We start from the raw sequence: 14,934 nt of genomic DNA, 5'->3' as shown, positions 1-14,934 counted from the left end.
GATCTGCGGGTTAAGCAGCCAGTTCCGCAAATTGACGAAATGGGCAGAGTCCAGACGTGAGTTGACCTTTGCGGATCAGTTTCACGCCTCGACACCTGTGAGAGTTGCCGAAGCTGACGCGAAAGACTTGAGGCCGAGCATCGGGCGGGTTCGTCTTTTGATGAAACAGTGTTCTTACTCGACGATATCGTTCAAGTATCTCCGCCTCACCATCTCAATTCGGATCGGGCAGCCAAAGCCTTTGAGCATTTTGTTGATAGCTTTGATGCTGGAGGTGTTAGCACCGCTCTTGTCGGTCACATTCTTCCTCGGCAATCCATTTGTCTCTAAAATCCGGGTGAAGAACTTGGTCGCTACAGGTTTGTTTCGGCGTGGTGAAAGCGTAAAATCAAGCGTCTTGCGGTGTTTGTCGACGCCTCGGTAGAGATAGACCCATGCGCCAGGAGTGATCACACGGTCCTTTGCGCCTTCGCGCTGCTTCCACAATGGAGCGAAAGTACCGTGTTACCCGTGGGTTCAGCGTGGTCTGATCGACCGAAACACCTCGCTCTGCCATTATCTCTTCCAGATCGCGGTAGGAAACGCCGTGTCGAACATAGAGGAACACTGCGAATAGGATCACATCTTTTAGATATTGTGCACCTTTGAAGGAAATCATGAGCTGGCTTTCGACTTGATACGACCGACAGTCATTCACTCGCTAATTCCGAAAGCGTTAATGGCCGAAAGTTTGGAATAGAACCCTGCCAAGTCGTCCGCACATGAATTGAACATAGCGAAACAGGGGGACCGTTTGAGGAGCTTTTTTGCTAAGTCATTGGAGGGGCTGGACGAGGGGGTCAATGCCAGCCCCTCAACAAGGGGTACACAGAGTGGTGTTTGTGTTCCGTTAACTGACGTCTAGCACCCGGTGGTGATACGTGTAATTGGGGGAACCCCTTAGTGTGTCAAATTTCTGCGAAACGATTGGTTTCCGAAAAAGAAACGGTGAGTTTCGCAAGGAATCATGGACACAATTTTGCCGCAATGCGATACGTTCTGTGTGGGTGGCACGTCTTGATTTTAGTACGTACAGTTTTTCAACTGGTTTTCGAGGGGGTTGTGAGTGCGGCGTGTCGCCCCGCGTTTCTCTAGCTCCATCAGCAAAATTGTTTGAATGGTTGCCGCAACGTCAAGCAAATTGGGCGTCTCTCTTCAGAAAACAGACACAATTCTAACCCGCGCATTGTGTATTGGGAAGAAGCGACGCGTCTTGAAATGAGGTTTACGATTTCAACGAGGGGGTACGAGTTTGGCGCGTCGCACCTCTTCAATCAGCCACTTGTATTACCCCGGTAATGCTGGCACTCGGTTTCAAGGTGTGAATGGCGGGCTCGTCGGCATCTCAGAAATTGCAAACCTTGCTGATGAGTGTCTGCTACCTGCTGCCAATCGAGATGCTCACAGAGAACAGCAGTGGCGAGGCCACAGTGATCATTCGTAGCTGTGCAGCGTGCAGTTTCTCAGACGAATTCCAAATGCGGACTGGCAACAACTGCTTCCTGAGTTTTTTACTTGGGTTTATGGGTCAAACGTTCTAAGGAGGCCTCATAGTCTATAGGAGAGCCTGCTATGAACACTCGTTTCATCAGCGGCTTTGCCCTGACGCTTGCAGCAACCGTGACATTTCTCACGCCAGCAACATCCGCAAAGGCCGAAGCCGTAACCCTAACCGACATTGCTGGTCGTCAAGTGACGCTTGACGAGCATCCCGACAAAATCATTCTTGGCGAAGGCCGGATGATGTATGCGATTGCGGCGATCACAGACGGCAACCCGTTCGATCAGATTGTCGGCTGGAAAGACGATCTGGTTCAGTATGACCCGGATGCGTTTCGCAAATTCGAAGACGTTTTCCCGGTAGATACGCAGCGGATGATCAATTTTGGTAACCCATATGCCGGCGACTTCAGCATTGAGGCCGTGCTCGAAGCAGATGCTGATCTTGTTCTACTTGACAGCGGCAACCTCTTCAAAGCGGAAGAAACTGGACTGATTGATAAGCTGGACAAGGCTGGTGTGCCTGTTGTGTTCATCGATTTTCGCCGCAATGCAACCGAAAATACAGTGCCCTCGCTGTTGATCCTCGGACGCATCTTGGGCGAGGAAAAAGGCGCGGCCAAGTTTATCGATTTCTACATTTCTGAGATGAAAAAAGTCACTAATGTAGTCGATCAAATCCCGGCCGAGGAGCACCCATTGGTGGTCCTTGAGAACGCAGCAGGTTGGCAACCAGACTTCTGTTGCTGGTCTTTTGGGCCTTATAACTATGGCCGCTTCGTGGAATTGGCAGGTGGCAAGAACTATGCCTCAACGCTGGAGAATGCCTACTCTGTAAGCCTGTCCATGGAAGGGGTAATCGATGCCGACCCTGATCATGTGATCGGTACAGGGGCCAACTGGGCTGAAGCCAAACCAGAAGTGACTTCTACATTGCTTGGGTATGAAGGGGATCCGGCGGTGAATGCCGAGAAGATCGCCGCCCTTGCGGCACGTCCGGGCTTTGCTGAATTGCGAGCGGTCAAAGATGGAAATTACCACTCAATCTACCATCAATTCTACAATTCTCCATATCACTTCGTGGCTATTCAGCAGATCGCCAAGTGGCTCTATCCAGAGGATTTCGAGAACCTCGATCCACAAGAGACGTTCGAAAGGCTGCATGACGAGTTCATGCCTTATGAAGCATCCGGCCAGTTCTGGCTGAGCGCTGACAAATAAGAAAAGAGGATCCGCCGTACTTTGGACGGCGGGTCATCCGCGAATGACAGATATCTCCAATTCTCCAAGCGTTGACACAATTGTCGGCGGATATCGCAAACGCGCGGTCTTGCGCGTCGCGCTCGTCGCGGCGGCTGCCTTGATCTTGTTTACAACGGTCGTGATAGATGTAGTTACCGGCCCGGCTGATCTGAGTTTCTGGCGCGTTGTCCATGTGATCTTCGATCCTTCTGTGGCGACAGCGAAAGAAGAGGTCATCATTTGGGATCTGCGATTGCCCATTGCGATGATGGCCATCGTGGTTGGTGCCATGCTGGGTGTTTCAGGTGCCGAGCTTCAGACGATCCTGAACAACCCGTTGGCCGAGCCCTTCACTTTGGGCCTTTCGATGGCAGCAAGCTTCGGTGCTGCGGTTGCCATCGTACTGGGCTGGTCTGTCCTGCCCGGTGTTGGCGCTTTGTTTGTGACGGTGAACGCGTTTTTCTTTGCAATGGCCGCCTCGCTTTTGCTGTTTTTTGTCACGCGCCTGCGCGGCGCAGACCCCGAGACGATGATCCTGATGGGCATTGCGATGATGTTTACCTTCAACGCTTTGCTGGCCTTTCTTCAATACGGCGCCTCAGAGCTGCAACTTGCGCAACTTATCTTCTGGCAATTGGGCTCACTGGCTCGTGCAACCTGGCCTAAGGTCGCCATCTGCGTCGCGATCCTCGCAATCGTCCTGCCCTATTTCCTGAGCCGCTCCTGGGCCTTGACCGCATTGCGGATGGGGGAAGACAAGGCTGCTGCCCTTGGCGTTAACGTCAACACGCTTCGGCTGATGGTGCTTGCTGGCGTGTCCTTACTGTCGGCGGTGGCAGTGTCATTTGTCGGCGCGATCGCCTTTGTCGGTCTCGTCGCGCCGCATATTGCACGCATGATAGTCGGTGAAGATCAGCGTGGGTTCCTCCCGCTTTCGGCACTTGTCGGAGCGCTGATCCTGTCGGGTACGTCGATTGCGTCCAAGGCGATCACGCCGGGCGTTGTGTACCCGATTGGAATGATCACATCGCTGATCGGGGTTCCGTTCTTCGTCAGCCTGATCCTCAGCCAACGCAAAAGGCACTGGCAATGATGCTGGAAGCCAGAGACCTGAATTTTGCTTACGGCGCTCGCCCGATACTAAGAGACGCTGGCTTTGCACCGTTAAAACCCGGCCAGATGACCGCATTGATTGGGCCGAATGCGTCGGGCAAGTCCACTTTGTTTCGTGTGATCGCTGGACTGCTGAAAGCCGAAGGAACGGTTGCCCTTGGCGATACTGACCTTGCGACATTGTCGTCCAAGGCACGGCTCGCCCGCGTTTGCTTCATGCCACAGTTCTTCGCGGCCAATGCAGCGCTGACCGTTTTTGATGTCGTGATGATGGCGCGGAAGAACCTGAGCGGCTGGCGCGTTACTTCAGAAGACATGGAAGCCGTTGGGCAAGCCTTGCACGACGCTCAAATTGGCCATCTTGCCGAGGCATATATCAGCGAGTTGTCTGGTGGGCAGGCGCAGATGGTCTCAGTCGCCCAAGCGTTGATCCGAGACTCCGAAGTCTATCTCTTTGACGAGCCGACCTCGGCGCTCGACCTGAACCATCAGCTACGGGTGCTGAGCCAGATTCGAGAAGCCATTGCCAAGCGCAACGCCATAGGTATCGTGGCGCTACACGACCTGAACCTCGCCTCGCGGTTTGCCGATCATCTGATCCTGTTGCGACAGGGGCGAGTTCTGGCCGAGGGTCCGCCTGACGAAATCCTGCACCGCCCGGAAATCGGCGAGACCTATGGCGTTGATATTCACATTACCACTGGCCCGAAGGAGGATCTTGTCGTTCATGCCTACTCCCACGTTTGATCGATGGACATTCACCCTGTCACTGGGTGCTTTGGCCACCGCGACTCCACTTTTAGCGGCAACAAACGCAACGAAGGATACCACAGCGGATCATACCGTGATGATGCTCAACGCCGACTGCAACAACGCCAACGTCGTCAATGTGTTCGAGCCTGCCATTCTGCATATGAATCCGGGCGATAGCGTACAGTTTCTGGCCACCGACCCCAGCCATAACTCGACGTCCAAGCGTGGCATGATCCCCGATGGTGCTGAGCCCTGGAATGGAGCAGTGGACGAAGCGTTGGTGATCACCCTTAGAGTGTCCGGCATCTACGGCTACATCTGCCTGCCACACTATGATTGGGGAATGGTTGGGCTGATCGTTGTGGGTAGTGACCTGTCTAACCTCGCGCAGGTCAAAAAGGTCCGTCACCCCGGCGATGCCCGCAAGAACTTCCGCGCCTTGCTCAAGCAGCTTGAAGAAGAGGCGGCGTAAGATGAACAGTCTTATCGATACCTGGTCAAAAAAGCCGTCTGAAGAAGATAGTCTGACCGAAGAACACGCCTGGATCTGGCGCGAGATGATCAAGTGCATACCGAATCCCGATCTATCGACGGCCCGGGTATTGGATGTCGGCTGCAATCAGGGCGGTTTCTGCGCATGCTTTACGATACGAGACCGTTTGCGTCGGGCATGGGTGTCGATCTCGCAAGAGACAGGGTGGCATTGGCCAACGCTGCCTAGGGTGACCGCCCATTGGCGTACCTAGCAACGGACATGCTATCGGAAACCGGAGGTGGCTTCGATCTGGCCTTCAGTCACGAGGTGATCTACCTGATCGAAGACTTTGAGGATCATGCCCGGCAAGTTGCTTCGGTCCTAAAACAAGGCGGCCACTAAGACGCTGTTACATGCTGTCACGCAGACAGCGCATAATGGTCGGCCTGGCGTCCAAAGATCTCGGCGTTTTCCAATATCCCTGTACCGAACCATTCCGTCTCCGATATTGCAATTGCGTTTAGAACAGCAGGCCTCGACGTTGCGATCAGCCGGTTTTGGCCAATGCCTTCATTCCCACAGAGCCGCCGACGGATTACTTTCCCAACGATATCAAACGTCTGGAGACCTACTCCCGATGGAAGCTCTGTTTTAGGTGCAAAAAATCTAAAAACCTCTCCAAAACAGGCACTTGCTCGATCGCCGCTTTGTCGCGTGTCTTGGAAACTGCAAAGCTCGGTGTTTAAGGCCGGGTTTGAGCCCTAACCGGTCATTCCAATACAATCTGGATCCAGCAGGTGCAGTCGGCGGGTCACAGCCCGAACTCGAAATCCACTTGAGTTCAGGGATTGAAGCGCGGATCAAGCAGATTCGCCGAAAAACAAGCTAGGCGTTTTCAACACCAATTGTGTCGTGCAATTCTGCCATTGAAAGCAAAACTCAAACTACAGATTTCGTGTACCATCCCGTTAGGGGTTCCATAGTTTGGGAATACCTAAACCAGAAACCCGATTTTGCAGTGCGTCAATGTAGGCCGCCATTTTGTGGTTTAGACCCCTTGCCGGATTTTGGTGAATGAGAATTCTGCTTTGCCCCATGCGTTCAAAGCCTCGGGGGAAACGGCATACGATGTCGTCGTTTCTACAAATTGAAAGGGACAGGTTTTCGAACTGGGTCGACGATCCCGATTTCCGGATCCTGGGTGCTGCAAAACCAATTGAAGGTTTGGACCAGATTGTTGACAGGATCTGTGCAGAAGCCGCACCCAGAGAATGTCCAACAATCAACTTGGGCCAGTTATCCGGGTTCGATCCGATCCACTTATTTATATGGTTCGCATGGGTGAAAAACCCCTGGTGCCAGACAATTCCAGTTCCGGCCGTAACAGTATTTTTGTCCGCCTTTCGGTCACGTTTTCTCAATCTAAGCGACAGGCGCGGCATGCCGACATTTAACAGGCGCAGATTGAACCTGGCATAATCCCAAAATGAGTTGCTGCCTGGAACCAGCAAACACTTGTTGTTGAGCATGTAGGCTTCTACGCCTTTCTTTGGACACTGGCTTTCGATCCAGAGACCGTGTTGATCTCTCAGTGTTTCATTGACCGCTTTGAGGCCCCTTTTCTTCACCGTGTATGCAATTTTCACAAGTTCGGCAGCTGATGAAATCGAACAATCCAGGATTGAACACTGCGCATTCAGAGCGGCCCGTGTTTTTCTGCCAACAATGCCGTCTGCTTCCAACTGCATGCGCTTTTGAAAGATCACGATTGCATTTTTCGTGTTGGGCCCGGGAATTCCATCAACGGTATCCGAGTAACACCCCAAGTCTTTCAGTTGAGTTTGAACATGGCTCCAATCCAAATGCATCGCAGCGGCCGCCTTTCATAATCCTCATCAATTCATAATGTTACCCACTTCCCACTCATTTTCAACACTGAGAAAAGAGGCCTACTTTGCCGCCCTCCAATGTCTCTGCGACAAGGATATACTTGTCTATCGATCACATCTTGGCCAAGCTTACCGACGCGAGAAGAATGTTGAAGGAATGGGGAACTCACGCATGAAGCGAAGTCTCGCTGCAGTATTGGCCGCAGATGTCGCTGGCTATTCGAAGTTGCTTGGTCAAGACACCGAGAAAACCCTCACGTCACTCAGACGGCTTCGAACAGAAGTGTTTGGCCCGACAGTGGCGTCTCGGCGCGGCAGGGTGGTCAAAAGCATGGGAGACGGCTGGATTGTTCTGTTTGAGGCAGCTTCTGATGCTGCAACCTGCGCGCTGCAAATTCAGGATCTACTTTCAAAAAACCTAAGCCCTCAAGCTCCAAATATGCAACTCCGACTAGGCGTGCATCTTGGTGACGTAGTCGAGGAAGAAGAAGATGTTTTTGGCGATGGAGTGAATGTCGCAGCCCGGCTCGAACAAATCGCTGCTCCTGGAAGTATTGTGATCTCCGACGCTGTATTCGGCAGCCTTGATGGCACACTCAGACCGTCGTTTGACGATGCAGGAGAACATGATCTAAAAAATATTTCCAGACCGGTGCGTGTGTGGACACGAGGATCCCTCCCGGGCCAGAAAGCATCGGATCCTGGTACTTCTCAACGGCCTCAGATTGTAGTTCGCCGCATAGAGACATCTGATCCGCGAGATGAGGTCAGAGAACTCTCTGATGCCCTCACCGGCGACTTGATGACCTATCTTGGCGCAACGCACTGGCTTTCCGTAACCGCAACAGAGTCGGCTCGTCATTCCTATGTTTTATTGGGGCGTATACGCGCCAGCGGCACCCGCCTTCGGTTAGAGATAAAATACACTGATCCGGACGGCGTCGAGCTTTGGTCCACTAAAATTGACGGCGACATGGACAACGCATTTGACTGGCAGGATGAAACGGCGGAATTGCTGGTTAGCCAAGTCATGACTGCGACGTTTGATCGAGAGCGTGTGAAACTCGACAAGTTAACGATTGAAGACATGACCGCCAGCCAATGTGAATTGCGTGGGCAATTGGCTATAGATCGACTGGATCCGGACGCCTTTGCGTCAGCTTTGGAGTACTCAAGTGCGGCAATTCGAAAAGATCCTTCGTTGCCGCACCCGTTCGCCCTGGCCCTTGTAGCGTTTTTGTCCGCGACTGTGATGGGGTACGAGCGCGTTGCACAGAAGTACGCCACATCGGTGCCATCATGGTGTTCTGCAGCCGCACCACTCGCCGAGAACCATTCCCTTTTGCGTCTTGCGCTTGGCGTCACAACCTATTCGCAGCATCGAGAACCAGCCATTCTGCGGTCAACGGTAGAATATGCTCTACGGCAATCCTCGTCTGACTTCGTAACACTGGCTCTGAGCGGATGGTCGTATGTCTGGATAGGAGATAACACTGCGGCTATAGATTGTTTTAAGAAAGCCGATGTTTTGGGTGGCAAAAGCCCTTGGGCCTTGTCGATCAGGGGTGGGCTGGCAATGGCGACGCTTCAGGCAGGCAACGATGAAGCGGCAATAAAACTAGCCAAAGATGGTTTAAGTCTGAGTGTTGGATACGCTACCCTCTATCGAGTATTGGCCGCAGCCCAAGCGCAGCTAGGTCGTTGGGGCGAGGCAACGGAGGCCGTGAATACTGCGCTTCGTCTGCATCCAAATGACAACATCTCCTCAATATTGGCGCGTAACGTATTTGCGATCGAAGGCGGGGAAAATCGCTACATCTCGGGGTTACGGAAGGCCGGGATGAAAGAATAGGCAGGCTAATCCAAACATCTGGATTTGAAGTTGCCTAGGGCCGGGATTCATAACCAGTAGCTGACGGTTGCTGCGAGTTCGATCGCTGATAGGCAAACCTTGGGGCAGCGGTCATATCGTGTTGCCACACGCCTCCTATTCTTGAGCCTGCCAAACGTGATCTCGATGCGGTCTCGCCGCTTGAATCTGCGCTTGCTGTACCTGATTGGCGCTTTGCGTTGCTTTCGGCCGGGGACGCAGGCGCGTAAACAAGTCAGAATGTCATGCGATGAATCCAGGGTCGTTTGCGGCACTGGGCGAAATGACATCTCTTGGTCGTGCGGAGTATAAACGTGTCTTCTGAAGTGGCACGGTATAGGGTCACACAAACCAATGTAGGGGGCGTTGCGGCAACGGCGCACTCATGACGGATGGGCGGGGTATGCTATGCCGACGGAGAGGATGCGGGGGCGGCTGAAATCGCCTCTGGCGACGCTTTGGACTGTCGATGGCACCTAGGGGGTCCGGTGCAGGCATTTAGAGATCCCAGCGGCTAAATCTCGGCTCAAGCGGGCCAGGTACTGTAGTAATAGGATAGGCGTGAGTATCAGTGACATGGTAGCGGAAGTGTTACAGACGACACTCAAAGCGAAGTCGGGATTATGGTTGAAGGCCCAATCATGCGAAACGCAGTGACATCTCACCCAATTTTGCCTTTGGTCCTCAACCCGCCTCCCAATGGTTGGCGAGCCGGACGGCCAGATCGGTCTTTTGCTTGGACGGGTCCACATGATAGAGTGCCTGTACCAGCTCGACGGTCGAGCTACACACGGTTCGATGCTGAAAGCTCGGGAATAAGGAAACGCTCCGCGCTGATGGGCATGGAGTTTAGCCAAAAAATGTGCCGCAATAGTCTTTAGAAGTGCTCAAAACAACTTCTAGTCGAAGTTTATTGTCGGGATGCAATCATCGCTATAGAATTCAGGGCTTACATTCGCTGAATACACGAGGCTCCTATGCAACTCAAATACTCTGCAGTCACCTTGGCATTCCTTGCGGCCTGTGATGTTCCTCCTCCCACTCCAGAAGAAGCAAAACAGCAAGTGCAAACACAACAACAGCTTCAAGATCTTCAGCGGCAAGGTCAAGACGATTTGTATCGACAACAACTGGAACTTGATTGTTTCGATGGGGATCAAAAGGCCTGTGACAATCAACAGAAACTCCAGGAAATAGATGCGGCTGGTGATGCACTGGAAGGGGTGGCCGAAGCTTCTAGTGCGGGTGGTTGAGCCATTAATCATATTCGCAATCCAACGGGCTCAGAGTCCGGTTTGGGTCGTTTCTATATAATGGAACAAACAAGCCAGCCAAACACGAAGAAGAAGCAGCGACTTAATCCAAGGCAATGGCCAGCTGGCTATTGAGCTGGTAGTATCAGGCTCAGATTTCTGAAGGTCAAAAGAGCCGCAAACAATCATCCAGGTTTTTCAGCTCATGGAGAATTCCAGGCTGCTGTAATGTTCTGACAATCGCAAAAACTAATCCAAACCCTGCTTGAAACGTACACTAAGTGTCAGGTGTTTCTAGGAGGTCGCCGTGCTTCGTTTATTCATACTTGCAACAGCAATTGGCTTTGTTGTAGCTGGTCCGCTTCAGGCCGGGATTCAGGTGCGGTTCATAGAAGGTGCGCCAAAGGATCAGTTTGTCTTCAAAAATCTGGGAAGTTGCGACCTCGAAGCCTCGATCCTGAGCCTTGATCTTGCAGGCTCTTCGGGTCGTTTGATCTTTGACGTCTCCGGCACCGGAGCAGGTGTTGAGGTGTTCCAGCCATTTGAGCTCATCGACGGAGCAGACTCCTTACGGGAACTGCCGTCGGTTGTGGATGGGCAAACCTCGGTTGAGCTTCAGATCGTGTCGCTCAAGGTTGGCGACAGCATAGCCTTTACCATCGATGTTGATGATACGATCGGTCAACGCGAGATCACTGTAAGCGGCACAGAGATCGTTGGTGCACAGGTGTTCTATGAGAAAGATGGTCAAAGCAGTACAGCGGTTTTTTCTTCTGAAGCCCAGACAATGGTAACAATTCCAGACTGCTGACGATCAACCGTGTAGCTGCGTTGCAAGTATGGGGCGTTAGAAATGACAAAACTGTCGATACGCTTTGGCTTTCTGGTGCTCGTGCTTGGCGGAGGTATCCTAATTGGTCTAATGACAGCGCCAGGTGAGTGGTACGCTAACCTTGCAAAACCGATTTTCAACCCGCCCAATTGGATCTTCGGGCCGGTCTGGTCTGTGCTTTACGTCCTGATTGCATGGATTGGCTGGCGGCAGTTCGAGGTGGACAAACGCTCGGTTGCAATGAGGCTTTGGTGGGCACAATTGGGACTGAATTTCCTCTGGTCCCCGGTTTTCTTTGTGTTGCAGCTGCCTTGGGTCGCCCTTTTGATCATTCTTGCGCTGTTGAGTGTCATTATCGCGTTTATCCGCAACGTGAGCGCGTCGGATCGGGTGGCGACGTTTGCTTTCCTGCCCTATCTGGCTTGGGTGACCTTTGCATCCACCCTGAACTTATCGATTTCGATACTGAACTGAGGCCGAGGACGCCTTCTTGCGCAACCAAACGTGTTCATCTGGACCGCAGCACGAAGAGATCTACGTCGTCCCACTTCATCCAATCAAGACGCGAGGATACAACAATTGCAAGTCGTCTGGTTCAAACGCGACCTACGTGTGCAAGATCATCGGGCGCTTGCTCGGGCCGCGCTGCAGGGGCCCGCATTGCCGATCTACGTCGTCGAACCAGAGCTTTGGCAACAACCGGATGCATCCGCCCGGCACTGGGGCTTTGTTTCAGAAACACTTGGTGAGTTAAGAGCCGATCTTGCCCGGCTTGGGCAACCTTTGATCGTGCGTATTGGGCCTATTGTCGACGTTCTTGAAGACTTGAGACAGAGCGGATTTCTGCAAGCGCTTTGGTCTCATGAAGAGACTGGAAACGATTGGACATATCAGCGCGATCTGCAAGTCGCCGCTTGGTGTCGCGAACAGGGGGTGCCTTGGACCCAGGTGCAAAACCACGGCGTTTCGCGCAGGCTTGGTTCGCGGGATGGATGGGCTGCGCGTTGGGACAGCATCATGGCTGAACCTATAAGCCAGCCGCCAGTTTTGCAGCCTATCAATCTGGAACCCAGGCATATCCCGACAGCACGAGATCTTGAGCTTTCCCACGATCCTTGCCCGCATCGTCAGCCTGGCGGCAGACGGGCAGGGTTGGAGCGCCTTTCGAGTTTTCTGAACGATCGTGGGGAACGCTACCAGCGTGCAATGTCCAGCCCCGAAGAAGGCGCACAGGCGTGTTCACGGCTGTCTCCGTACCTTGCGTGGGGTGCCGTTTCGATGCGTGAAGTGGCACAAGCCTGCGACAGGCGTCGCAGGACGCTGCCCCGCGGGGCACAAAACTGGCAAAGGTCTTTACGCTCGTTTTCCGGTCGGCTGCACTGGCATTGCCACTTTATCCAAAAGCTCGAAGACGACCCTCGGATCGAGTTCGAGAATTTGCATAGGCTGTATGACGGCCTGCGCCCCAAGACCCCGAGCGCCGAGCTTTTGCACGCCTGGAGCGACGGCGAAACAGGGTATCCGTTTCTCGATGCCTGCATGCGGTCCCTGCGCGCGACGGGATGGCTCAATTTTCGGATGCGGGCTATGGTCATGGCCACCGCCAGCTATCACCTGTGGATGGATTGGCGCACACCGGGGCTGCATCTGGCGCGTATGTTCACCGACTATGAACCCGGCATTCACTGGAGCCAGGTCCAGATGCAATCGGGTACGACGGGTATTAATTCAGTACGTATCTACAACCCTGTCAAACAAGGCTATGATCAGGACCCGAGTGGTACCTTCATCCGAAAGTGGCTGCCGGAACTGGCCAGCATTCCCGACCAGTACATCCATGAACCCTGGAAGGCCGAGGCGGTATCAGGCGTGATCGACCGTCACTATCCAACCCGTCTTTTCGACCATCTCGCCGCAGCGAAAGCCGCGCGCGAACGTGTTTGGGCAGTGCGCCGGGCCCCCGAATTCCGCGCAGAAGCGCAGGCGATCTTGGCCAAACACGCCAGCCGCAAGACTTCGCGTCAAAAGCGAGTACGGAGGTCGACCAAAACACCTTCGGCTCAATTGAGCCTTCCTTTCGGAGATGCCCCATGAAAATGCGTAGAAAATCCCAACTGCTGCAGAAAACCTGCTCTACGTGCGGGCGCCCCTTCGCGTGGCGCAAGAAGTGGGCGAAGGTTTGGGATGAGGTGCGCTATTGCTCGGATCGGTGCCGGCGGCGCTCATGAGTGGCATGTCTCCTGGCCAATCTTCGAAAAACGAAGGCCTTAGTCGGCCTGATACTTAAGTGAACGTGCGAGCCTAACCATGCCCTCAGCCACAATCCTACTGCCCAATCAGCTTTTCGCCGAGCATCCTGGTTTGGCAGAGCCTCCGGACCGGGTGGCTTTGTTTGAGGACCCGCTGTTTTTTGGCGATGCCCAATATCCGATGCGGATGCACAGACAAAAGCTCGGGCTCCATCGCGCTAGCATGGCGCGATACCATCAGGATTTGATCGCCAAGGGCATCAATGCCGAGATTTATCCCTATGAAATGCGAAAGGATGCGTGCCTGCGTATGTTTCGGCTGCTCGCCAGCGACGGGATTGAACGCGTGGTGATGGCAGACCCTGTTGATTTCATCGCGCAAAGGCGGTTGGAAAAGGCCGCGAGCGTTGTGGGCGTTACGTTAGACATACGCCCATCCCCCGGCTTTCTGAACGCGCGTGCCGATAACACAGCATGGATGAGGGGTCGAAAACGGTGGTTCATGGCCGAATTCTACAAAAGCCAACGCCGCCGCCTGGATGTGTTGATGAATGATGACCAACCGGTTGGTGGCCGGTGGAGCTTTGACGAGGACAACCGCAAAAAGGTTCCCAAAGCTTTGCTAAACAGCCTGCCTTGGGTTGATTGGCCAATGCCAGACGCGATTGACCGCGCGGCACAAGAGCAAGTACGCGAAGAGTTTCCAGACGCGTTGGGAGCGCTGGACGAGTTTTATTACCCGACGTCTCACAAAGCGGCTGGGGAGTGGTTGCAGCAATTCCTGGAACGGCGCTTTGACCGTTTCGGTGATTTTGAGGATGCCATCGTCGAAGGGGAAAGCTGGCTTTGGCACGCTGTTCTGACACCCGCCCTGAATGTCGGCCTGTTGACGCCAACGCAAGTAATTGCGGAGACACTTTCGTATGCGCAGGACCGAGATATCCCTCTCAACTCGGTCGAAGGCTTTGTCCGCCAGATCATTGGCTGGCGCGAGTTCATGCGTGCGACATATGAAGACCTCGGCGTACAGATGCGCACCTCCAATCACTGGGGCCACCGCCGCAGAATGCCGGCATCTTTCTATACCGGCACAACCGGTATCGACCCGATCGACGATACGATCCGACGCATTCTGAAAACCGGCTATTGCCACCATATCGAGCGCCTGATGGTCTTGGGCGGCTTCATGTTTCTTTGCGAGATTGACCCGGAAGAGGTCTATCGCTGGTTCATGGAGATGTTCGTGGACAGCTATGATTGGGTCATGGTCCCCAACGTCTATGCCATGAGCCAAAATGCCGACGGCGGGCTTATCACCACTAAACCCTATTTTTCCGGCTCAAATTACGTCCGGAAGATGAGCCATTGGGGTAATGGGCCTTGGGCGGAGGTCTGGGACGGGTTGTATTGGCGATTTATCTTTAAGCACCAGAATGACCTTGCCCGAAACCCGCGCTGGTCAATGATGTGCAGAACAGCTGCGCGGATGGATCCGGGTACAAAAGAGAAGCACCTGAATGCGGCCAACGCGTTTTTGGGTCAGTAGCTCTGAATGCTTGCTTTGCGCCCAATTTGAAGTTTTCGCCACTAGAGGGAACTTAAGGGGGCGACTAACAATGTCCGCTTTGGAGAATGCAGCGCTGCAGAGACCATTGACTGAGCGAACCGCGGCTTTGGGCCGTCGTGGATCGGCGAACACATGATAAGACATTGATTGCG

The 14,934-nt window shown here is 53.6% G+C and carries 14 protein-coding genes and 2 pseudogenes; 13 read left to right on the top strand and 3 right to left on the bottom strand.

The features are described from left to right. Nucleotides 1–10: 10 nt before the first annotated feature. A pseudogene (locus tag ACR0BU_RS13570) lies at nucleotides 11–658 on the bottom strand (IS6 family transposase). Between the two features lie 953 nt (nucleotides 659–1,611). On the opposite strand from ACR0BU_RS13570, the gene ACR0BU_RS13565 reads away from it, so the two are divergent. Genes ACR0BU_RS13565 through ACR0BU_RS13540 form a run of 6 tightly spaced genes read left to right on the top strand, consistent with a single transcriptional unit; the run spans nucleotide 1,612 to nucleotide 5,524 of the window. Next, nucleotides 1,612–2,760, top strand: coding sequence for an ABC transporter substrate-binding protein (locus ACR0BU_RS13565; RefSeq protein ID WP_480737851.1), 1,149 nt, complete (start codon nucleotides 1,612–1,614; stop codon nucleotides 2,758–2,760). Between the two features lie 43 nt (nucleotides 2,761–2,803). Then, nucleotides 2,804–3,874, top strand: coding sequence for a FecCD family ABC transporter permease (locus ACR0BU_RS13560; RefSeq protein WP_480737849.1), 1,071 nt, complete (start codon nucleotides 2,804–2,806; stop codon nucleotides 3,872–3,874). Further along, nucleotides 3,871–4,641 (top strand): ABC transporter ATP-binding protein, encoded by a 771-nt coding sequence (locus ACR0BU_RS13555; protein WP_480737848.1) that lies wholly within the window; start codon nucleotides 3,871–3,873, stop codon nucleotides 4,639–4,641. The genes ACR0BU_RS13560 and ACR0BU_RS13555 overlap by 4 nt, the downstream gene beginning before the upstream one ends. After that, a complete protein-coding gene (locus tag ACR0BU_RS13550; RefSeq protein WP_480737847.1) occupies nucleotides 4,622–5,119 on the top strand; it encodes a pseudoazurin in 498 nt (165 codons plus the stop codon). The genes ACR0BU_RS13555 and ACR0BU_RS13550 overlap by 20 nt, the downstream gene beginning before the upstream one ends. Before the next feature lies 1 nt (nucleotide 5,120). Next, nucleotides 5,121–5,393 carry a hypothetical protein gene (locus ACR0BU_RS13545; RefSeq protein WP_480737846.1) on the top strand — a complete coding sequence of 91 codons (273 nt, stop codon included), beginning with the start codon at nucleotides 5,121–5,123 and terminating at the stop codon, nucleotides 5,391–5,393. Continuing rightward, a complete protein-coding gene (locus tag ACR0BU_RS13540) occupies nucleotides 5,381–5,524 on the top strand; it encodes a methyltransferase domain-containing protein (RefSeq protein ID WP_298934651.1) in 144 nt (47 codons plus the stop codon). The genes ACR0BU_RS13545 and ACR0BU_RS13540 overlap by 13 nt, the downstream gene beginning before the upstream one ends. A gap of 566 nt (nucleotides 5,525–6,090) precedes the next feature. Here the strand turns inward: ACR0BU_RS13540 and ACR0BU_RS13535 are convergent. Then, nucleotides 6,091–6,990, bottom strand: a complete 900-nt coding sequence (locus ACR0BU_RS13535) for a peptidoglycan-binding protein (RefSeq protein ID WP_480737845.1) — start codon at nucleotides 6,988–6,990, stop codon at nucleotides 6,091–6,093. Between the two features lie 193 nt (nucleotides 6,991–7,183). Here ACR0BU_RS13535 and ACR0BU_RS13530 point away from each other — a divergent pair, with 193 nt between their 5' ends. After that, complete coding sequence (locus ACR0BU_RS13530) at nucleotides 7,184–8,863, top strand: adenylate/guanylate cyclase domain-containing protein (RefSeq protein WP_480737843.1); 1,680 nt, start codon at nucleotides 7,184–7,186, stop codon at nucleotides 8,861–8,863. A 47-nt stretch (nucleotides 8,864–8,910) separates the two neighbouring features. Here ACR0BU_RS13530 and ACR0BU_RS13525 read toward each other — a convergent pair. Next, a pseudogene (locus ACR0BU_RS13525) lies at nucleotides 8,911–9,111 on the bottom strand (transposase); the annotation flags it as partial. A 747-nt stretch (nucleotides 9,112–9,858) separates the two neighbouring features. Here ACR0BU_RS13525 and ACR0BU_RS13520 point away from each other — a divergent pair. The 6 genes from ACR0BU_RS13520 to ACR0BU_RS13495 all read left to right on the top strand — a co-directional run bounded on the left by ACR0BU_RS13520 (nucleotide 9,859) and on the right by ACR0BU_RS13495 (nucleotide 14,761). Beyond that, a complete protein-coding gene (locus ACR0BU_RS13520) occupies nucleotides 9,859–10,134 on the top strand; it encodes a hypothetical protein (RefSeq protein WP_298934648.1) in 276 nt (91 codons plus the stop codon). Between the two features lie 307 nt (nucleotides 10,135–10,441). Then, on the top strand, nucleotides 10,442–10,945 hold the full coding sequence (locus ACR0BU_RS13515; RefSeq protein WP_480737842.1) for an aggregation factor core: 504 nt from the start codon (nucleotides 10,442–10,444) through the stop codon (nucleotides 10,943–10,945). Nucleotides 10,946–10,987: 42 nt separating this feature from the next. Continuing rightward, nucleotides 10,988–11,440, top strand: a complete 453-nt coding sequence (locus ACR0BU_RS13510; protein WP_300072035.1) for a TspO/MBR family protein — start codon at nucleotides 10,988–10,990, stop codon at nucleotides 11,438–11,440. Nucleotides 11,441–11,545: 105 nt separating this feature from the next. Then, on the top strand, nucleotides 11,546–13,060 hold the full coding sequence (locus ACR0BU_RS13505; protein ID WP_480737841.1) for an FAD-binding domain-containing protein: 1,515 nt from the start codon (nucleotides 11,546–11,548) through the stop codon (nucleotides 13,058–13,060). Between the two features lie 2 nt (nucleotides 13,061–13,062). Continuing rightward, nucleotides 13,063–13,194 carry a DUF2256 domain-containing protein gene (locus tag ACR0BU_RS13500; protein ID WP_299083172.1) on the top strand — a complete coding sequence of 44 codons (132 nt, stop codon included), beginning with the start codon at nucleotides 13,063–13,065 and terminating at the stop codon, nucleotides 13,192–13,194. Between the two features lie 79 nt (nucleotides 13,195–13,273). Then, nucleotides 13,274–14,761, top strand: coding sequence for a cryptochrome/photolyase family protein (locus ACR0BU_RS13495; RefSeq protein ID WP_480737840.1), 1,488 nt, complete (start codon nucleotides 13,274–13,276; stop codon nucleotides 14,759–14,761). Nucleotides 14,762–14,934: the final 173 nt, after the last annotated feature.

Source organism: Ruegeria sp. CK2 (assembly GCF_056536585.1).
The sequence above is the reverse complement of the archived record's forward strand: the minus strand, read 5'-3'. Positions and strand labels throughout refer to the sequence as shown.

Excerpts from the sequence above, each read along its gene's own strand:
- ACR0BU_RS13565 (WP_480737851.1), top strand. The coding sequence starts at position 1,612 with ATGAACACTCGTTTCATCAGCGGCTTTGCCCTGACGCTTGCAGCAACC.
- ACR0BU_RS13495 (WP_480737840.1), top strand. The coding sequence starts at position 13,274 with ATGCCCTCAGCCACAATCCTACTGCCCAATCAGCTTTTCGCCGAGCAT.
- ACR0BU_RS13555 (WP_480737848.1), top strand. The coding sequence starts at position 3,871 with ATGATGCTGGAAGCCAGAGACCTGAATTTTGCTTACGGCGCTCGCCCG.
- ACR0BU_RS13520 (WP_298934648.1), top strand. The coding sequence starts at position 9,859 with ATGCAACTCAAATACTCTGCAGTCACCTTGGCATTCCTTGCGGCCTGT.
- ACR0BU_RS13550 (WP_480737847.1), top strand. The coding sequence starts at position 4,622 with ATGCCTACTCCCACGTTTGATCGATGGACATTCACCCTGTCACTGGGT.
- ACR0BU_RS13500 (WP_299083172.1), top strand. The coding sequence starts at position 13,063 with ATGCGTAGAAAATCCCAACTGCTGCAGAAAACCTGCTCTACGTGCGGG.
- ACR0BU_RS13545 (WP_480737846.1), top strand. The coding sequence starts at position 5,121 with ATGAACAGTCTTATCGATACCTGGTCAAAAAAGCCGTCTGAAGAAGAT.
- ACR0BU_RS13560 (WP_480737849.1), top strand. The coding sequence starts at position 2,804 with ATGACAGATATCTCCAATTCTCCAAGCGTTGACACAATTGTCGGCGGA.
- ACR0BU_RS13530 (WP_480737843.1), top strand. The coding sequence starts at position 7,184 with ATGAAGCGAAGTCTCGCTGCAGTATTGGCCGCAGATGTCGCTGGCTAT.
- ACR0BU_RS13535 (WP_480737845.1), bottom strand. The coding sequence starts at position 6,990 with ATGCATTTGGATTGGAGCCATGTTCAAACTCAACTGAAAGACTTGGGG.
- ACR0BU_RS13510 (WP_300072035.1), top strand. The coding sequence starts at position 10,988 with ATGACAAAACTGTCGATACGCTTTGGCTTTCTGGTGCTCGTGCTTGGC.